The organism is Vibrio spartinae, assembly GCF_024347135.1.
Lineage (GTDB): Bacteria > Pseudomonadota > Gammaproteobacteria > Enterobacterales > Vibrionaceae > Vibrio > Vibrio spartinae.
The window spans coordinates 589,420-608,578 of sequence record NZ_AP024908.1; the positions used below are offsets into that span (position 1 = coordinate 589,420).

Annotated in this window: 19 protein-coding genes; 8 read left to right on the forward strand and 11 right to left on the reverse strand. The window is 40.6% G+C overall.

Features of this window, described 5'->3' with window-relative positions:
• Nucleotides 1-105 precede the first annotated feature (105 nt).
• Both OCU60_RS20410 and OCU60_RS20415 read left to right on the forward strand, forming a co-directional pair.
• On the forward strand, nucleotides 106-672 hold the full coding sequence (locus OCU60_RS20410) for an SPOR domain-containing protein (protein ID WP_074374959.1): 567 nt from the start codon (nucleotides 106-108) through the stop codon (nucleotides 670-672).
• A gap of 137 nt (nucleotides 673-809) precedes the next feature.
• Nucleotides 810-1,826 carry a D-alanine--D-alanine ligase gene (locus tag OCU60_RS20415; protein ID WP_074374865.1) on the forward strand — a complete coding sequence of 339 codons (1,017 nt, stop codon included), beginning with the start codon at nucleotides 810-812 and terminating at the stop codon, nucleotides 1,824-1,826.
• On the opposite strand, the gene OCU60_RS20420 is transcribed toward OCU60_RS20415, so the two are convergent.
• A complete protein-coding gene (locus tag OCU60_RS20420) occupies nucleotides 1,807-2,775 on the reverse strand; it encodes a tyrosine-type recombinase/integrase (protein WP_074374864.1) in 969 nt (322 codons plus the stop codon). The two genes, OCU60_RS20415 and OCU60_RS20420, sit on opposite strands and share 20 nt — an antisense overlap.
• Nucleotides 2,776-2,876: 101 nt before the next feature.
• On the opposite strand from OCU60_RS20420, the gene OCU60_RS20425 reads away from it, so the two are divergent.
• The 3 genes from OCU60_RS20425 to OCU60_RS20435 all read left to right on the forward strand — a co-directional run bounded on the left by OCU60_RS20425 (nucleotide 2,877) and on the right by OCU60_RS20435 (nucleotide 4,976).
• Nucleotides 2,877-3,257 carry a DUF3319 domain-containing protein gene (locus tag OCU60_RS20425; protein ID WP_074374863.1) on the forward strand — a complete coding sequence of 127 codons (381 nt, stop codon included), beginning with the start codon at nucleotides 2,877-2,879 and terminating at the stop codon, nucleotides 3,255-3,257.
• Nucleotides 3,258-3,263: 6 nt separating this feature from the next.
• The gene (yciH, locus tag OCU60_RS20430; RefSeq protein WP_074374862.1) at nucleotides 3,264-3,575 is read left to right on the forward strand and encodes a stress response translation initiation inhibitor YciH; all 312 of its coding nucleotides are present in this window, start codon (nucleotides 3,264-3,266) and stop codon (nucleotides 3,573-3,575) included.
• A 255-nt stretch (nucleotides 3,576-3,830) separates the two neighbouring features.
• Complete coding sequence (locus tag OCU60_RS20435) at nucleotides 3,831-4,976, forward strand: iron-containing alcohol dehydrogenase (protein WP_074374861.1); 1,146 nt, start codon at nucleotides 3,831-3,833, stop codon at nucleotides 4,974-4,976.
• A gap of 1,250 nt (nucleotides 4,977-6,226) precedes the next feature.
• Here OCU60_RS20435 and OCU60_RS20440 read toward each other — a convergent pair.
• The 8 genes from OCU60_RS20440 to OCU60_RS20475 all read right to left on the reverse strand — a co-directional run bounded on the left by OCU60_RS20440 (nucleotide 6,227) and on the right by OCU60_RS20475 (nucleotide 14,465).
• Nucleotides 6,227-7,384: a conjugal transfer protein TraF gene (locus OCU60_RS20440; protein WP_074374859.1), complete on the reverse strand. Its 1,158-nt coding sequence runs from the start codon at nucleotides 7,382-7,384 to the stop codon at nucleotides 6,227-6,229.
• A 60-nt stretch (nucleotides 7,385-7,444) separates the two neighbouring features.
• A complete protein-coding gene (locus OCU60_RS20445) occupies nucleotides 7,445-8,326 on the reverse strand; it encodes a DUF2861 family protein (protein WP_074374858.1) in 882 nt (293 codons plus the stop codon).
• Nucleotides 8,326-8,985: a response regulator transcription factor VxrB gene (gene vxrB, locus OCU60_RS20450; RefSeq protein WP_074374857.1), complete on the reverse strand. Its 660-nt coding sequence runs from the start codon at nucleotides 8,983-8,985 to the stop codon at nucleotides 8,326-8,328. Before vxrB ends, OCU60_RS20445 begins: the two co-directional genes overlap by 1 nt.
• Nucleotides 8,960-10,408 (reverse strand): sensor histidine kinase VxrA, encoded by a 1,449-nt coding sequence (gene vxrA, locus OCU60_RS20455; protein WP_074374856.1) that lies wholly within the window; start codon nucleotides 10,406-10,408, stop codon nucleotides 8,960-8,962. The genes vxrB and vxrA overlap by 26 nt, the downstream gene beginning before the upstream one ends.
• A gap of 169 nt (nucleotides 10,409-10,577) precedes the next feature.
• A complete protein-coding gene (pntB, locus tag OCU60_RS20460; RefSeq protein ID WP_074374855.1) occupies nucleotides 10,578-11,960 on the reverse strand; it encodes a Re/Si-specific NAD(P)(+) transhydrogenase subunit beta in 1,383 nt (460 codons plus the stop codon).
• Nucleotides 11,961-11,973: 13 nt separating this feature from the next.
• Complete coding sequence (locus tag OCU60_RS20465) at nucleotides 11,974-13,509, reverse strand: Re/Si-specific NAD(P)(+) transhydrogenase subunit alpha (RefSeq protein ID WP_074374854.1); 1,536 nt, start codon at nucleotides 13,507-13,509, stop codon at nucleotides 11,974-11,976.
• A gap of 293 nt (nucleotides 13,510-13,802) precedes the next feature.
• On the reverse strand, nucleotides 13,803-14,078 hold the full coding sequence (locus OCU60_RS20470; RefSeq protein ID WP_074374853.1) for an HlyU family transcriptional regulator: 276 nt from the start codon (nucleotides 14,076-14,078) through the stop codon (nucleotides 13,803-13,805).
• Nucleotides 14,079-14,465: a late competence development ComFB family protein gene (locus OCU60_RS20475; protein ID WP_074374852.1), complete on the reverse strand. Its 387-nt coding sequence runs from the start codon at nucleotides 14,463-14,465 to the stop codon at nucleotides 14,079-14,081. It abuts the gene before it with no gap.
• Between the two features lie 318 nt (nucleotides 14,466-14,783).
• Here OCU60_RS20475 and OCU60_RS20480 point away from each other — a divergent pair, with 318 nt between their 5' ends.
• Nucleotides 14,784-16,016 (forward strand): GGDEF domain-containing protein, encoded by a 1,233-nt coding sequence (locus OCU60_RS20480; protein WP_074374851.1) that lies wholly within the window; start codon nucleotides 14,784-14,786, stop codon nucleotides 16,014-16,016.
• Between the two features lie 67 nt (nucleotides 16,017-16,083).
• Here the strand turns inward: OCU60_RS20480 and OCU60_RS20485 are convergent, their stop codons facing one another.
• On the reverse strand, nucleotides 16,084-16,968 hold the full coding sequence (locus OCU60_RS20485; RefSeq protein ID WP_139302160.1) for a hypothetical protein: 885 nt from the start codon (nucleotides 16,966-16,968) through the stop codon (nucleotides 16,084-16,086).
• The gene (locus OCU60_RS20490) at nucleotides 16,940-18,001 is read right to left on the reverse strand and encodes a hypothetical protein (protein WP_074374849.1); all 1,062 of its coding nucleotides are present in this window, start codon (nucleotides 17,999-18,001) and stop codon (nucleotides 16,940-16,942) included. The genes OCU60_RS20485 and OCU60_RS20490 overlap by 29 nt, the downstream gene beginning before the upstream one ends.
• Nucleotides 18,002-18,555: 554 nt before the next feature.
• Here OCU60_RS20490 and OCU60_RS20495 point away from each other — a divergent pair.
• Both OCU60_RS20495 and OCU60_RS20500 read left to right on the forward strand, forming a co-directional pair.
• Nucleotides 18,556-18,990: an SxtJ family membrane protein gene (locus OCU60_RS20495; protein WP_074374848.1), complete on the forward strand. Its 435-nt coding sequence runs from the start codon at nucleotides 18,556-18,558 to the stop codon at nucleotides 18,988-18,990.
• A 14-nt stretch (nucleotides 18,991-19,004) separates the two neighbouring features.
• Complete coding sequence (locus OCU60_RS20500) at nucleotides 19,005-19,154, forward strand: DUF5989 family protein (protein WP_095533344.1); 150 nt, start codon at nucleotides 19,005-19,007, stop codon at nucleotides 19,152-19,154.
• Nucleotides 19,155-19,159: the final 5 nt, after the last annotated feature.

Consider the following 19,159-nt stretch of genomic DNA (forward strand, 5'->3'; position numbering starts at 1 on the left):
TGTGTTTTATATCACATGTTATTCATTTGAATTTATTACCTAAACTTGATTCTAGACTCGGCTATGGGCATGATTGATACACTCTTTATGAAAGGCACGAAAACTATGGAAAAAAAAGTCATTCTCGGTTTGTCTACGTTACTGCTGGCGGCATGCTCTTCTGGTACCTATGTAACGGACGTGACAACTGAAAGCTACCAGGAAGAATATCCCACGGCCAAAATACAGCAGCCGGTGGTTTCTCAGCAGGGAACAACCGCTGAAGGTGTGACAGAGATGAATGTGGTTCGGACGACAGGGCAACCGGCAACATCTCAAAAAATGTCTCAACCGAGTCAGTCCGCTGTGACGATTACTCCGCCAACGGCAAAACAGGTGGCAATGAATCCACGTTTTGGTTACACCATTCAGGTGGTTGCGGTTGGTAGTCAAAGTAAAGTGGATAAATTTTCTAACAAGCTTCCTAAAGATGGTCAGCCTGTTTGGGAAAACTACAAAGTCGTGAATGGGACGAAGTGGTATACGGTCTTATACGGTGATTTTGCAACGCGTGCTAAAGCGCGTCAGGCCATTCAGATGCTGCCGGCTGAGTTCCGTCAACTCAAACCTTTTGTGAAAAGTATTGACGCAATTAAAAACTCAGAATATCCGACTTTAAACAAACTTAATTAAACAGAAAAAGGGCCCGGAGCCCTTTTCTTGTATAAATAAAGAACGGTTAGCTATTTAGGGCAAGATTAAGACTACAACTTTATCTGGAATTATCTATGATAGGGGCGGTTTAAACTGAAAGGAACTGTGGAAGAATAATGGACCGTATCAATATATTATTGCTTTGTGGTGGTGGTTCATCAGAGCATGAGGTGTCATTGGTTTCTGCGAATTATGTTCAGGAACAGCTCCAAACTAATCCTCTCTTTGACGTAGAACGTATTGAAATAAAACGTGACGGATGGTTTACCGAAGACGGCCATCTGGCATATTTGGATATCAATACTGCAACCTTGAATACTGATGTTAGTCGTCAGAAAATTGATTTTGTGGTGCCATGCATCCATGGTTATCCCGGAGAGACCGGTGATATTCAATCGATGCTTGAATTAGCTGCCATTCCATATCTGGGATGTGGTCCCGAAGCGAGTTCAAATAGCTTTAATAAGATTACCTCGAAGCTTTGGTATGATGCGTTAGGTGTGCCCAATACCCCCTATTTATTCTTGTCTGAATTTACGGATCAGACGGTTGCACAATGCGAAGAAGCATTGCATCGTTGGGGCGCTTTATTTGTCAAAGCAGCACGACAAGGCTCTTCCGTTGGATGTTACAAGGTCACTGATTTAGCGCAATTGCGTCAGTCTGTTGCCTCGGCATTTCAGTTTTCTGAACAGGTTCTCGTTGAAAAAGCAGTGACACCGAGAGAGTTAGAAGTCGCTGCTTATGAAATCGGCGGGGAACTTCATATTTCAGCACCGGGTGAGGTTATTGCTCCGGCTGACGCTTTTTACACCTATGAAGAGAAATATAGTCAAACCAGTCACTCTCATACCAAGGTTGAGGCTGAAGGTCTTACTGCCGAACAGCTTGCCTCTATTCGTGCATACAGCGAGAAAGTATTTCGCCATATGAAACTTCGACATCTTGCCCGGGTTGATTTTTTCTTGACCTCGGATGGACAAGTTTATTTGAACGAAGTGAATACATTCCCAGGCATGACTCCCATCTCAATGTTCCCGAAAATGTTAGAAAACAATGGCCATCATATGGCAGATTTTTTAACGGATTGCATTGAACGCTCATTGGAACAAGTTACGACTTCCAAGGTTTAAACGATTTAAATTGTTGCATTCCAATTTCAGCCTGGCGATGCTTTCCAACGTACTGAGAAGGCATCACAGGGCTTTGCCAGCGACCAAAAGACTGAATTTCTTTGATTTTCATCCCTTGTTGATAGAGTTCTTGTGTTGCTCCGATGCGGGTCGACTGACCTGAAAATTTAAGATGAGCAATCCCAAGTCGTTCTCCTGCGCCTCTTAAAATTCGATAGATCGATGAGTCATTCAGTTTTTCAATCCCGATGTTTTGATGACGATCGATCGAACGAAAGACATAAGGTGAAGCGTGGATATCAATCAGCTGATACCAACGGTGAACGGCTTCAGAAGCCGGTGGAGACAGTTGGTAATCATTGCCTCTGAGTTCAACCCGTACCTCTGAGTCCGAGTGAAAGGTCAGCTGTTCCACGCGAAGTTCTCTGAGCTCAACTCGTTTTAGTATGCACTCAAACATCAGATGATAGATGGCAAGATCTCGAATATCTTTGGCTTCTTTCGATGTAGAAAGCTTTGTATCGAGTTGTTCAAGATGTTCCCGGCCTAATGCATCTGCTTGACTATTATCGCCTTTTTTCTCTGTTCTTAAAGACATTAAGTGTAAACGGACCTGATGATTTGTGATTGGATCCGGATACCCAAGCAATTTATGGAGCACAGTTATAGTGACGGTGTAACGACGCAAGGTTGAAAACTTCCTAATCCGTGATTCCTTTTCAAGAAAAAGGCGAATCATATCCGGGGATGCCGGATAGGGAGCAACATGCTGATTCTGACAAAATTCTACAAATAGATTCCAGTCTTTGGTCATGGCAAGTAAAGAACTATTTGAATACTGATGTTGCGTCAGTTCATCGAGTTGTTCTTTATGGATAAAAGCACAAAGTTGCTTGGTATAGTTTTCTATTATTGTCTTTTTTGTGATTAATATTGGTTTTTTTAACATTTTAATGCACTATAACTAGTCTATTAGCCATAAATATACTTGATCATGTGTCGATTACAATTAATATTAAATAGAAATACATAGAAGAGCTGAGTAGGCATATGGCTGTTGCAACATACCGAGGGTTTACCCTCAAATCTGCCGGTCAATCCAGTGATATCTGGCAAGTAAAAATCAAGCATCATGTCCTTTCCGGTAATAAAACAGCGGTGCAAAAGAGTATTGATTGGTGGTGTGATACTGCTTCGATTATTGATCCCAAAGAATTTTCTAACATCGAAGCTAAAAGAGAGCAGCAGACAGCGAAACAAGAACAATTTGCTGGCTTTACTCTGAAAAATGATACGGGTGAGCCGAATGATTGGTACTGTATATTCAATGGACGTTTGCTTAAGGGCTCCAAGCTCGCAATTGAAAAACACATTGAAAAAACAATTATAGAACTCCGTCAGGCGAAGGCAGCCGCAGCAGCAAAGAAGTAATCAAATATGACATTAGTATATTCCACAGAAGTTGGACGCATTAAACCTGAAGATTCACAGCCTCAGCGGCCGAAAGGCGATGGTATTGTAAGAATACAAAGACAAACCAAGGGGCGAAAAGGGAAAGGTGTTTGTGTTATCACAGGTCTTGATCTTGATGATGCAGCATTGAAACTCTTGGCAGCAGAATTAAAAAAACATTGTGGTTGTGGTGGTGCAGTAAAAGACGGTCATATCGAAATCCAAGGGGATGACCGGGAAAAAATCAAAACGCTTCTGGAAAAGAAAGGCCATACCGTTAAACTCGCCGGTGGTTAATTCCAGATAAAATCAATCAGAAGGCTCCTTAGTGACAATGTCACAATGGGGCTTTTTTATCCTTATACAACACAATATTTATATTCCCTTGGTTGAGTCAATCATCCATATTGCTCCTGTTGTACAAAAAATATCTAGCGATTTCATATCCATAGAATTTATTCGTGATTAATGATTCAAATCAGTGTTTCACTGCGCTTGTAAGCATATTGTATATTGAATCACATTTTCATATGCAAACTATAGGAGATAAGTATGAGCGTCATGAGATTTTCTGTACCCAGAGACATTATCTATGGAGAAGGGGCGCTGGCTGAATTGGCAACGTTAAAAGGTCAAAAGGCTGTGATTGTGACCGGTGGGAGCTCAATGAAAAAATTTGGGTTTTTAGAACAATGCCAGGATTATCTGTCGCAAGCCGGTATTCGTAGCATCATCATTGATGGTGTTGAGCCAAACCCATCGGTTAAAACAGTATGGCGCGGTGCTGAAGCCATGATGAGTTTTGAACCTGACTGGATCGTGGCGATAGGGGGTGGATCGGCTCTTGATGCAGCCAAAGTCATGTGGTGCTTCTATGAACATCCTCACTTAAAATTTGAAGATATCATTGAAGTCGGCTCCATGCCGGCATTACGTCAAAAAGCGAAATTTATTGCCATTCCATCAACCAGTGGCACCGCTTCTGAAATCACAGCATTTTCTGTGATCACTGATACCGAAAACCATATCAAGTATCCCATTGTTGCTGCTGACATGGTGCCGGATATTGCGATTCTTGATCCCAAACTACCAGAAACGATGCCGGCACATATTACGGCCAATACCGGTATGGATGTCTTGACACATGCTGCAGAAGCGCTTGTTTCCATTGCTGCCACATCATTTACAGATCCGTACTCGATTGAAGCCATCAAGCTGGTGATCGATAACATTGAAACGGCGTATAAAGAACCTGATAATAAAGAAGCTCGCTATAATATGCATAATGCATCCGCGCTTGCAGGGATGGCATTTACCAATGCCTCATTAGGATTGGTCCATTCACTTGCTCACAAAATTGGTGGTGAGTTTGGCGTGACACATGGCCTGTCAAACGCGATTTTGCTACCATATATCATTGATTTCAACAGACAGTACACCGCCAAGTATCAGTTTGCTGAAAGCATTCTCGGTATTGATAATTTGGCCCAAACAGTCAGAGAGCTAAACAAAGCATTGAATATTCCATCTTGTTTTAAAGATTGTGATGAGGTTGATTTCAGCGAAGAAAAATTCATTCGAGTATTGGAAAGAATGAGTGAGCGGGCCTATGGTGATCCGTGTACATTGACCAATCCAGGAAAACCAACCGTTGAAGACGTGAAAAACTTATACCGTAAAAGCTATTACGGAGAGTAATCTTCAATTGTTAGGAACCAAAATGACATACCAGAATAACAAAGCCCCGTATTGGGGCTTTTTGCTATCAATTAGCTGTTGTGTTTGTCTCAGTAACACCGATATTTGCAATACTTGTTGGATGAGGCCAATCAGTGGCGGTACAGTATCGACGGCTTGGGATTTTTACAATGATAACTGGGATGATCTTAAAGATGCTCTTGCCGGGATTCCCATTTTGGAAAGAGCAACATTAGAAAGATAGCTTTGAATGAACCCATGTATCAGATGGAAAGGATAAAGGACAACGATAAAAAAACCGCTGTCATTCGCGGTTTCTGTAATGAGGGGGACAGAAAGCCTTAACAGATTGAATTGCCTGAATTATCCTATTTAACATAACGTACATAATGCGCACTTAATGTGTTAAAGCAATCGTGAGTCGTATTCCGATTTTTCTGACGTTTGCTCAATAAAACTACAACTTGCCCATATCTAAAGAAACACTCCGTCAATAATAGATGATCACTTTGAGGCCCGCACACAAAACGTAAGCCTCGCATCTATTAGCCATGCTACCCGGAGAACTCATCCAAATCGATGACTCCCATCATGACCGAAGCGACAAATGCAGCCTATTAGTGTTCATTGATACCGACGGATAAGCCGCCGCTCGTCCATTCCATACATTGCCGCACATTCCATATACTAGTCAGAGCCTTTACTTCATTCTCATTCGAATAAGTCTACGGTATCAAAAACTCACTTTCTCTGTGGTTATCCTAGATTTGTGACTGCATCGAAAAACCTAATTCAGCCCACCCATTGAAGATAAATTTTTTATTTGTTGTGGTTGTTATTTTTAGTGCTGTGAAATGAATCGATTATTGATTACGACATTCTTAGTTATAGTGCATCAGGATATGTATCTAGCGTGATACTGTCACTCAGCAGAAGTATTCACTAACATGAGATCCTAAAGGATCGTCTTTCTTTGAGAAACGTATACTCGGTTAATGCACATGCTATATGTAGTAGAACATATCGGGATAAGTTAATGAAAAATATAAAGTTTGCATGGTTTTCATTAAAAAATGGTCACGAACAGTAAAACGATCAACTTATTTTTCATAGAGAATTAACTGGGCAATGTAAGTAATTACTACGCGCTGTGGTGTTGGTATATTTGGTTCAGATTTCAGAAAAGAAAAAAGCCCCCTCTTTTCAGAGAGAGCTTAGATAGGCGTGCCGTTAAGAAAAGAATAAACGCGTTAGTATGTGGACAGGAAGTTCACATAAGCACCTTTGGCATGGGCATTGGTATAACTGACAGCAGCATCAAGCTCAAATAGTCCAAGTAGGGATAATCCTATCCCCGCTGTATATACCCCATCGGAACCACTATAAACCAGGTTCTTTTTATAACCGGCTCGTAATTTTAGCTGACGCAGAATATCAATTTCGCCACCGACACGCAGCATCTGTGTATTGTCGTTGAAATTGGTATAGCGCTCTTCCTCATTCAGGTCATAATCGACGCTAATCGAGGCATAATCACCAATCAGCCCAACACCAACCGTATACAATGGTCTAAGTTGATAACTATATTGCAGATCCGCCTTGCCAGATATACTGGAAGCAACTAGCCGGGTCGTGATATCACGAGAAACCAAATTGGTTGCCGCAAATCCAACTCTGACTGGTCCATAAAACCACAGAAGGCCTGCATCTAAGTTAAATACCGTTTCCCCGGTACTGTTGGCATCGATATCACTGAGATCGTAGTTCTTCAAACTGGCTTCATATACATAGGTATACACGCGTTGAAGTTTGGGAGAAACTCCGACTGAGATATGTTGCCCGAGAAATGTTTGATACTTTGCCAGAGAAAGTCCCACCTCAGTAACCGCAACAGAAACAGCGTCGATCGTACTATTCTGCGCATTATCAAGCGTTGAGGAACCGGTTGTCGCAATTGATGGCGTCACATAAGTCTCTGCATAGGCTTTACCAAACAAATTCATCGAAATATATTGATTGGGAATCCCTATTGCGATCGCACCACCAATATCAGCTTTGAGTTCTCCGCCATTAAGCGCATCTAGCTGACTTTGGAGCTGAGCTTCTTGTGATGAATCTCCGCCTTCCACATTTTTGATTAAGTCACCCACATCATCAATGGTATTTGAAATATCATCAGGATCGTTATAGGTCAGTCCAAAACTGGGAAGTAACATTCCCGCATCATCGTTTTTTCGATAAATGGCGACAATAGCAGGATTATAGAAAGGAGCAGTGAGATAATTGGCAGAAACAACCCCGGTGCCTCCCATTGCATCCCCTCGGGCTTCAACAGCGTAGGAAGCTGCCATACTCCCGGATGAAACAACGAGAAGTGAAGGAATTAAATATTTTAGTTTTATATCCATATGCGCTATAAACCGAATAAAATTTAATGTTTATAACGACAGATTGTCATATATCTTTAGCTATTCCTCTAGTGAAACATCATATGTTTTACTAATAACTTGAGATTGCTCAATAGTTATCGGCCCTTGCCACCGCTGATGATTCATCGATACCGCCAGAACATATCGTCCCGGTTCTAATGTTTTAGGTGGCAACTCGCTCGGATAATTAGACTCATAGGTCTGTTTCCAAACGTCTGAGTATTTCCCATTATGATAGCTATACGCTGAAACTCTCATTTTGGGTAATGGGCAGTAACGATTCGGAATCGCTGTTTTTTCGACACGCCATTGTTCTTTTGAACGCCAATGAATCGTGTGATACGTCTTCGGATTATCAAGGATGATCCAAGAACTCCACGATTCACCATTTTTTCGAGAAACGATCAATCGATAGAGCCCCATCGGCAAACGATTATTCAGATTATAACGCTTCACGTAAGTGAGCTCACTTGTGACACCGTCACTTTTTGTCTGGGAAAAAGAGCTATCGAGTGAAATTGAATGATCAATCCAGCGAGTGAACGAAACCTCTTCTATTTGTGACGTTGTCACCATATTAATCAGTAATTGGAATGCATCCCGTCCCGGACTCTGAATCTCTACTCTTCGTACTGCGAGAGATTTAATCCAATCAGGAAAAGGGCCACGCTCCAGACTCTTTCCACAATCTGCGCTTAAAGATTGGAGTAACAAGTCATTCAGATGACTGCTGAGGTGATTACTTTTAGCGTTCTGCCATACTTCAACTAAAGAGTTAAACATTTTAGGCAGATCATCTTCCAGCAGATGTTCATGGGCTTGAGTTAATGGCGTGTTGCGTTCAAACCAATTCGCATAAACAGAATAGCTGGGAGCGCATATCAGTACTCCCAGTAAGAAAAAACTCTTTTTTCTCATCATCAGGCTTTCATTTTATAGCCGACACCCCGTAAGGTTTCAATTTCTAGTCCGGAAAGTTTTTGTCTTAATTGCAGAACATGCGTATCAACCGTTCTTGTTGTTGGAAAGTGATTGTAGCCCCACACATGATCCAATAATTCATCTCTGGTAAATACTCGGCCTAAGTTACTGGCCAGAAATAGCAGTAAATCAAACTCTGTACGGGTCAACGTAATCAACTCACCTTTGTAATGCACTTCTCGCGTGGCTTTATCAATCGTTAGTTCTGTTGTGACTACCTTTGTATCATCCTGCGACTCTCCATCAGGCGCTCGAAGTTGCGCTCTCACTCTGGCAAATAACTCGGCTTCAGCAAATGGTTTGGTTAGATAATCATTCGCACCAGAATCAAGTCCTGCAACTTTATCTTTCACCGTGACCAGTGCCGTCAACAGAATAACCGGAACATCTTTCAGGTTTTTCCAATCAACGAGGTGTTCAACTGAATCACCATCAGGAAGCTGTCGATCCAAAATCACTAAATCAGCCTGCTCCCAATACTGTCTTACTTCTGAAATCTTCTCCGCATGTAAACAGTTATATCCGGCTTGTTCTAGACTAACTAATAATCCATCAGCCAAGTTTTTATCATCTTCAACAAGAAGCAACGTCTGTTTCACAAGGTATCTCCAAAATAAATGTTGTTGGTGGCCCGACTAGAGACATCTTGCCTCCCATTCTCCCAACCATTGATTCTACTATTGTTAAACCTAGGCCTAAACCACTTTTACTGACGAAGGGCTTACGTAGCTGACGCCAGTCTTTCTGTATCAGCACACCCTGATCGATGACCTTGAACGTAACCATATGACTTGACGTCGTTACATCCAACTGCACGGGGGCAGTACCATATTTAATGGCATTTCTTAGCAAATTATCTATACAAGTTCCCAACCAATAGACATTTAATTTCGCTGCAACATCCTGATTGATTGAGAAATGAATAGATGATTCAAATTCTTCCTCTAATTTATATTCTAACCACTCAGCGACTGACGGTACCCAATCCACCGCTAAAGGTTTGGTATCAGACTGTAAATAATCTTTACTGGCCTCTGCCAACTGCCTCAGACGGCGGGAATCTTCACATAATCGCCGAAATTCATCATAAACAGTTTCGGGAAGCCGCTCAAACTCTCGTCTGAATCCTTCAACAGTCAGTGAAAGGCTGGCAATTGGTGTCCGCAATTCATGTGTCAATATCTGTAAAATAAGCATGCGGCTTCTCAGTTCAAGCCGCTTTGTATTCCAACGATAGACAAACCAACTAATCACTAATAAAACATTGAAAGCAACAAGGCCAACGAGGATATAACGTAAAATATCCGATTGGTCTTCTTCTTCCCAACACAAGTTACCGCGTCGAACAAAACAAGTTGAATCCTCATTATTGACATAACTGAAGACTAAACCCGCCTGTTCGGCATTATTCTTCCACACACGATCAGCAAAAACGTAATACCGATCACCTTTTCTCAACCAAAGCTCATCTTGCTCACTAAACATTGAGTCACCTGAGATTAATGAGGTGACCGAGTCACTGTCCATCCGCTGCAAACGCCCTAATAAAGTATCTTCGGGTGCTTGAGGACGCTCCTGAATATGCATATAACCTTTTAGCTCATCATAAAGCTTAGGGTATTTTTTTACATATCGTGCAGCATATGTTCCCCCACCCGGATGAATCAAAGCGCTTCTGGCAAACCAACGCAGCGGGAGCTTCGTCCCTTTACACATCGCCCGGGTAAAAACCAGCGGCTCTGTCGTTAAAGGGCTCAGCGGTAAGTTGCCGGTACAATGCTGCGCTAAAGCGTAAAGCTGCTGAATATCTTTCAAAGGATATTGAAATGTCTGAGGCAGCATAGATTCGGGTGTAATAAGTCTTGTGGCATACTCCGCTTCTATTTTTCTCAAATCATATGAGACAAGTGCCTCATTATATCGAAACAAGGATATAAAATTATCGATTCTTGCTGGCAAAGAGTCCGCATATGCATATGGAATAGTAAACATGAACAACAGCACGAATCGTTTTAATATCATTTTTTATGTGACTCTATATTCTCAGGCAAGTTTCATGATCCGGTTAGCATTATGACAAAAATAGTTACCTACGTGTTATGCCGGTGTCAATAATGTGCCCCCTAAATAAATAAAGCCAGCATTATTGCTGGCTTATATTACAAAGTTTTCTACTGTTTTTTAGTCGTGATTAATCCAAATGTTCCAGAATCTGCAAACATGATGCTTTTGCATCCCCAAATAACATCTGAGTATTCTCTTTAAAGAAGAGCGGATTCTGAACACCTGCGTATCCGGTATTCATTGAACGCTTAAAGACAATCACATCTTTGGCATGCCAAACTTCCAAAACTGGCATGCCAGCAATTGGACTATTCGGATCCTCTAGCGCTGCTGGGTTGACCGTATCATTCGCACCGATGACCAGTACAGTATCTGTTTCACTTAAATCATCATTGATCTCATCCATCTCTAATACGATTTCATATGGAACTTTGGCTTCAGCCAACAGCACATTCATATGGCCGGGCAAACGCCCCGCGACCGGATGGATCCCAAAACGCACTTTGATACCTTTGGCTCTCAGTTTCTCGGTAATTTCAGAGACTGGGTACTGAGCCTGAGCCACCGCCATACCATATCCTGGTGTGATCACGACAGACGTTGAGTTTTTAAGCATATCTGCAACATCTTCAGCCATGATCTCGCGATGTTCACCTTGCTCTTCTCCATCATCACTTATCACGACTTCCTGACCAAATCCGCCCGCAATCACGCTGATAAAAGAGCGGTTCATCGCTTTACACATGATATAAGACAGAATCGCCCCCGAAGAACCGACAAGTGCACCAGTCACAATCAATAGATCATTCGCCAGCATGAATCCAGCCGCTGCGGCGGCCCATCCTGAGTATGAATTCAGCATTGAAACGACAACGGGCATATCTGCACCACCGATCGACGCAACCAAATGATAGCCAAAAACAAAAGCGATCAGCGTCATCACCATTAGTGCGAAATAACTCCCGTCAACATTGACAAAGTAGAACAACAATAGTGTGGAAACGATAACTGCCGCAAGATTCCACTTATGTTTATGAGGAATATTCAACGGCGAAGATTTAAACACACCATGGAGTTTGCCAAACGCAACGATCGAACCGGTAAATGTAACCGCCCCAATAAAAACCCCCACAAAAACTTCAACCAAATGGATAACATGTTCAGCATGTGTCACGGTTTCTGGGGCTTCAATAAAGCTATTATATCCAACCAACACAGCGGCCATACCGACAAAACTATGAAGGATTGCGACCAACTGGGGCATCTGTGTCATTTCGACTTTCTTCGCAAAATAGATACCGATCGTCCCACCAATCGCCATTGCAATGATAATCCAGGCAATTCCCGACGTATCGGGAGCGAAAATAGTCGCCAATAAGGCAATCGCCATCCCGGTGATACCGTAATAGTTACCAGCCCTCGCCGATTCCTGTTTCGACAAGCCCGCCAGGCTCATCACAAAAAATAAAGCAGCAACGATGTACGCCGCTTGTACTAATCCTGCAGACATTCGCTACTCCTTGTTATTTTTTACGGAACATTTCAAGCATACGCTTGGTGACGGTAAAACCACCGAAGATATTGACACTTGCGATCAACACAGCAATAAACGATAAAAATGTAACAAAGCCATCGCCCTGACCAATTTGCAATAAACAGCCGATGACAATAATCCCTGAAATGGCATTGGTCACGGACATTAAAGGTGTATGGAGTGCATGAGTCACATTCCAGACAACGTAATAGCCGACCACGCAAGCAAGAACAAACACCGTAAAGTGACTGAGGAAGGCAGCAGGTGCAACAGAAGCAACCCAAGCGAATGCACCAACACCGACAACGAGGCCCAATGCCTTCTTCATCGGGGACACTGCTTTTTCTTCTGTTTTCTGGGGCGATTTTACTGGCTCAGGTTTAGCCTGTGGTTGTGCTGAAACTTGAATCGGAGGAGCCGGCCAAGTCACTTCACCTTCCTTAACGACGGTCACACCACGTTGAACAACATCTTCGAAATCGATATAGACTTCACCATCTTTTTCTTTGCACAGTAATTTCAGCAGGTTAACCAAGTTGGTGGCATACAGCTGAGAAGACTGTGTCGGTAGACGCCCGACCATGTCGCTATATCCGATGATCTTCACACCATTCTCAGTCGTCACCACTTGATCGGCCACTGTATATTCACAGTTTCCGCCATTAGCAGCCGCGAGATCGACAATCACACTGCCCGCTTTCATACTGTCAACCATTGCTTTGGTAATCAGTTTGGGCGCAGGCTTCCCTGGAATCAATGCGGTCGTAATAATGATATCGACATCTTTTGCCTGCTCTGCATACAGTTCAGCCGCTTTGCGATTAAAATCATCAGACATCTCTTTGGCATAGCCGTCTCCGGCACCGGAATTTTCCTGAAAATCAACGGAAAGGAACTCCGCGCCCATCGACTGGACCTGCTCTTTTACTTCAGGACGAACATCAAACGCCCGGACAATAGCCCCCAAACTACCAGCGGCACCAATCGCAGCTAACCCTGCCACACCGGCACCAGCGACAAAAACTTTTGCAGGCGGTACCTTGCCGGCAGCCGTAATTTGTCCGGTAAAAAATCGGCCAAATTCATGTGCCGCTTCAACGACAGCCCGGTATCCGGCAATATTGGCCATCGATGACAAAGCATCAAGTGCCTGCGCCCGAGAAATACGTGGCACGGAATCCATGGCAAGCACATTAATTTTTTTACCGGACAAGGCTTCAAGTAACTCTGGATTTTGTGCCGGCCAAATGAAGCAAATCAACGTCGCCCCTTCTTTGATCAGCTCGATTTCTTCAGCAGTTGGCGCATTAACTTTCAAAATAACATCTGCACGCCATACGTCTTCATGAGACACAACCTGAGCGCCAGCAGCTTCGAAACTCTGGTTGTCAAAACTCGCTTTGTCTCCGGCATCGGTTTCAATAAGAATATCAAAACCTAACTTTAGCAGCTGCCCTACCGAAGTCGGTGAAGCTGCAACTCGCGTTTCACCCGCAAGTCGTTCTTTAGGCACACCAATTTTCATAGTTATTTCCTTATAATTGGCACAGTAATATATTTAATCTAACGGCTTACTTACATATTCAAGCAGCTGACAACCACTTGCACTTCTTTGTAACATATTGTTTATAATGTATCGTCTATAACATGTTGTTTCTATGGCATTGATCCAACATCTGCCATGATGTCATCACCATACTAACGAGAATGTCCAGTGAATTGAATATCATGGTAAAAATTAATCATCGCAAAAAAGAAACCACAAGCTTATCGGCTTGTGGTTTCTTTCATTATGATTTTAATCAACTTGGGCAACACTCAACTGAAAAGCTTTTCTCCCATCTGATCAATAAACATCTTCGCCTTATGGACCATCAGATCATCAGCACTGCCGCGACTGGCCAAAACATCCGACCGAATGAAGCGATGCTCTTTGATTTCCCCATTGATTTCCCGGGTAATCCGTCCGGCAACCCGATACTGACCATTTTCGGCAATCGCTTCAGGAAAAATGGCAAAATCTTTGTAATAAACAGGTTCAACAGGTGTTGACTCTTGCTGACGTTGACCAAACAACCGAGATAAAAATCCCACTTACTTCTCCTTTTGATATTCTGTTTGATGACTAATAATCGGGCTTTCATGCCATTCCAATTCAAGGTCATCATCATAACGAGCCGTTGCAACAACAACAGGAACCTCACGATACTCAGGGTTCTGACGACGGTCATTCTTGATCATCGTCTCTCCGGCTTCAACGGCATCTTGTGCAAACTGCTTTAACTTCACTAAACGAGCTTCCGGAAGCGTGGATAGAAAATCGATATCATGGCGAATGTATACAGGACGCAACTGACTTAGCGCTAAACAAGCCAAATCAGCCAATTGTTCATGACCATAGCGAGCTTTAAAATCATCTGAACTCAAAATTTGACCGACTAAAGTTTCCATATAATTATGGACATCAACACTGATATGCATATTTATTCTCCAGTAACTGTTAGCATCCAAATGGATATAATCTTCAGGATTCAGGGATATCTATATCATAAACATAGTATCAGATAACCAGCCTGACATATTTTTATACATATCAGTAACAACCATGTGAGCCAAATAATGTGAATATTCTGTATTTCTTTAGTTTTTTGGTATTCTCATCTTTGTGGTTCATTGATGCATTTAGTTACGCATACCTCACCCAAAATTCAAGAAAGTCGTATAAAAAACGACAAAATGGTGTATTTTTTGCTAAAAATCACGTAAAGTTCAGTCAATTATTTGACGAATCAACCATCTATGTTTTCAATGTCGGTCAGTTCTTCCTGGTTCCGCTGTCTACTTCCTATTCTGTTCATTGTGGCTATCCATATCGGGATGGGCCACGAGATGTTTACGCAGCTATCAAATTCCAATGTACTGCTTAACTTACCTTATGTTTTACTTTTCACGGCATTAGCGGTTGCGCAAATATTCAAACAAAGTCGTATGGGCATGTTAGCTGTTGCTCAGATACTGGCCTATGTTGTCATTCAGCTTTGTTTGCAAACACCGTTAATCAGTGGCTCAACACTTTTAGAGTTATCTTTACTTGCTTTGCTCTTTCCAATCAGTTGCGTCATCTGTTATGCGTTCCATGACTCAGATCTTTTCACTAAAGAATTTCTGTACTATTTACTTATCCAAGGTCTGTTCTTCGCTTGGTCACTATTAATTCTGGATTATTTTAACCAAGGTGACTTTCCGGAGCTTTTTACGCAGTTATTGTTATCAGTGCCTCAGGTATCACGATTACCGTTTATTCTATTCCTTTACCTGATTGTTTTAGGTGGTCTCACCATGCTGCGGCTATTGAGGAAGAATCATAAACTTGATGCTATTGTTTACACATCTGTTCTACTTATTTCAGATGTCTTTGTTTCTTTTCATCTTCCGCACATCTCCAGCATACTATTCTCTATCTCTGGTATTTTTCTGGTGCTATATGTTATTGCTGCCGGACATGAGCTGGCGTTTAATGATCGACTCACCCACCTCCCCGGTCGCGCAGCGCTCGACCATACCATGAAGTCTCTGGGACGACATTTCACCATCGCTATGATTGATGTTGATCATTTTAAACAATTCAACGATAACTACGGCCATGATACGGGAGATGAAGTTTTAAAACTGGTGGCGAGCAAATTACTCCAAGTCAAAGGTAAAGCAAAAGCTTATCGCTATGGCGGCGAGGAATTTACCATTATTTTTAAAGGAAAAAGTTCAGAAGAAGCATTTGATTACCTTGAATCTTTACGCCAAGATATCCAAAATTATGACATGTATCTACGAAATACGGATAAGCGCCCAAAAAATGATAAAGTGGGACGCCAGAAACGGCAAAAAGATCAATCCAACGGTATTGTGAATATTACGGTCAGCATCGGTATCAGCGACAGTCGGTCAACCCGAAATCCCCAAGAAGTCATCAAATCCGCAGATCAGGCTCTCTATAAAGCGAAAAAATCTGGGCGGAATCAAGTGTCGGTGTAAACGGAGCCCGAATAAACCTCACACCTATCGATAAATTAGCATTAAAAATAAAACGAGAAGAATCAGTCTATTTATGACTAAAAATACAATTATCAATTTTATCATTCAATATTGATTTTATCGCTATACTGCCATTTTCATTTAAGTGGTCACCATTCCAGAACATTTTAGTTGGCAACGAGTAATTATATAAATTGATATAACAATCAGCACCTAACTGGTTCATATGATGATTAAGCATATTTAAATCAGGCACATCATATTTTGATAGATAATTTTTGAGCTGATTGATATAAAGGTCATGCAATGGCATAGAAATCAGAATAACCACATGGTCTTTGTGTTGCTTTAATAAGTGAATCATTTTTCTTAACTTATTTTCACTATTTTTGTAATAGTTTAAATCTGGTTCTTCCCCTTGAAAATGGGACCTTCTGAACCAATCCCCACCACCACTACTATGTACACCATCATTGACTTTCCGCCCATTCGATAAAAAATAATCATGGTTTGAATTGTTATCGAATATAGATAATGGTGATTTTACCAATTTATCTTCAAAAAAGTCGATCAAATCTAGCGGCTTACTGACATATAATAAATCATTATCATTAGATAAGGCATTTATTCCTTTATATAATTCTATTGGTGTAAGGTTAATAATAAAATACTTGGCATTTTTAAAATCACTCACCCCCAGTTTTACTTGCTTCATTCGCCGTTTAATATCAGCTCCATCTTCATTAAGATAATATACATTATTTCCATTCATCAGAATTTTATAAGCATGAGAGTTGCCTATAATGAGCCATTTCACATTTTCAGAGTTAGTAATTCTTTTAAATGAATCATCCGATATCATAATATAAATAAGATGGATAATAATCACACTAAAAAAAACCAGTGATATGATTTTAATTTTTCTAAAACTGTGCATAATAGAATTGCCCATCTACTTTTCTGAAAAATAAGGTAAATGCTACAAAAACCAGACATAATATAATAACAACTAAAGGATGATGATTTATCGTTCTTCGAACTAACGAAAAAGACTTATAGTCAAAAAATAGCATAATAAAAACAGATAATACCCATAAGAGAATATATAACCAGTTCAGAGAAACGGGTATAAAATGATTCGGTAGAAATCCATTGAATATAAATCCTATAAAAGAATAGTAGAATATCTGACTTGCCCATAATAGTTTATTATGCTTTTTCATTCTATTCTGCAAGAAAAAATAAATAAAGTTAAATACTCCAAAAAAAATAAAATTAAACCCCACCCCATGCCATAAGGCTAAAGAGCCAGTTGCAATACCTATATTAGTATAAGCCCAAAACTTGTTGTAAATCTTTATTTTAATGAAATCCATACACCATTGATAAATGGTTGCATTCCATCTCCTATAAAACTGAGATATATTCTTACTAAAAAAAGGTGATTTAAAACTAACTGGCATCTTAAATCCTGAAAGGCCAGCAATACCAATTCCCATTAATGACCAAGAGAGAAAGTCAGAATACATATATGCCCACCAATATATAGAGTTCAGAAAGCTATCATCATTGGAATAATTATAATGTGTTATATAGGTAATATATGTTTTGTAGAATAGCCCAACAGAAAATATAATATGATATAGCGCCAAAGACTTTATGTTCATCTTTTTCTTTCTTGCAAACCCTGAAGGTTTGACGACTGGACCACAGTACATTTGAGGGAAAAAACTCAGTCTGCTCACGATTGTATATAATGACATATCTTCTTTAATATAATAACAAACTTGAAATAGTACAAAACTTAGCCCAAGAAGATTCTCTTTAATATCTGTCGACAATAGCGTATTTTTGAATGAAATTAAAAATAAAACAGCCAAAGCCAATATAAATTCTCGATTTTTAACAAATCGGTTAAATTGAATCATAAGAAAAGCTAAAAGAACAATCAAAATAAAAGTTACGGGATATAATACACATGACATTAAGACACCACAAAAAATAACAATATCTTTAGAGTTGGTCATGGCAGATATAAAATATATCAGAATTAATATAGTAACCAAATCCCACCCTTGCCATTATCGTTATCGTTATCGTTATCGTTATCGTTATCGATTAGAAAAATCAGTATATTACAAGTCACAAGTTAGTTCACCTTGTTTGAGAGGATACCTAGAAGTAAAACATTATTCATCTATAAGCATATAAATACAAGTGCTCACACGTTCAATATTATACAAAAGGAAAAATCAGGAACGGTGAGCCAATCGGAGATGCTCATCTGAACCCAGAAAAAGAAGCGGCTTGATACTTAAGCAAGTTGTGACAACTAGCTTGAAAAACGCCGTCATTTTCCATATTTTATAAATGCTTATATTACGTTCATTATAAATGGCATATGATAACTTGCTGTTTTTTACATGATTTCCTATATTTAGTCAATACAGATGCTGGGTATTCCTGTTGAGCATCAGCCGTTTTTGTGGAACTACCACGTTATAAATTTATCAAGTATGATTTTTAGGCAGGGGTGCACTTGAGACAGAATCAACATAAAAACAGTAATAGTGATGTAAATAATCTAAAATTAATGTCTAATCAAGACTTTGGTTTTATACTTTCTATCATAATGCTTACTTTAGCCGGCTACCTCAACGCTGATGAAGTAGAAAATCTTAGTACACCACTGGCATTTTTAGGAGGGAGTGTTGCATTTGTCGCAACCATTCAACCTGAACGGTTGTACAAACTTAACTTTCTATGGACTTTCACCGGACTCCTGTTAGGAAAAGTCACTCAGACCATCACACTTGGCCTCATTTTTTATCTCTTCTTTTTACCTACAGGCTTGGTGATGCGTCTATGTGGCAAGGACGAATTAAAATTAAAACAGACGCAATCATACAGTTTCTGGTGTTACCGACAGCAACAGCGAGTTCCCCTTGAAGATACATTCAAGAATCAATTTTAATTGTTGGATTTAATATGGATCATCTCAAAGAACTTTTAACTTTTCTAAAAGTGCGCAAAAAATTATGGCTTGCCCCGATCATGATTGTCATGTTTCTCCTATGCGGATTATTCTTTTTAGTTCAGGGGACAGTCGTTGCACCATTTATTTATACCCTATTCTAGGAGAA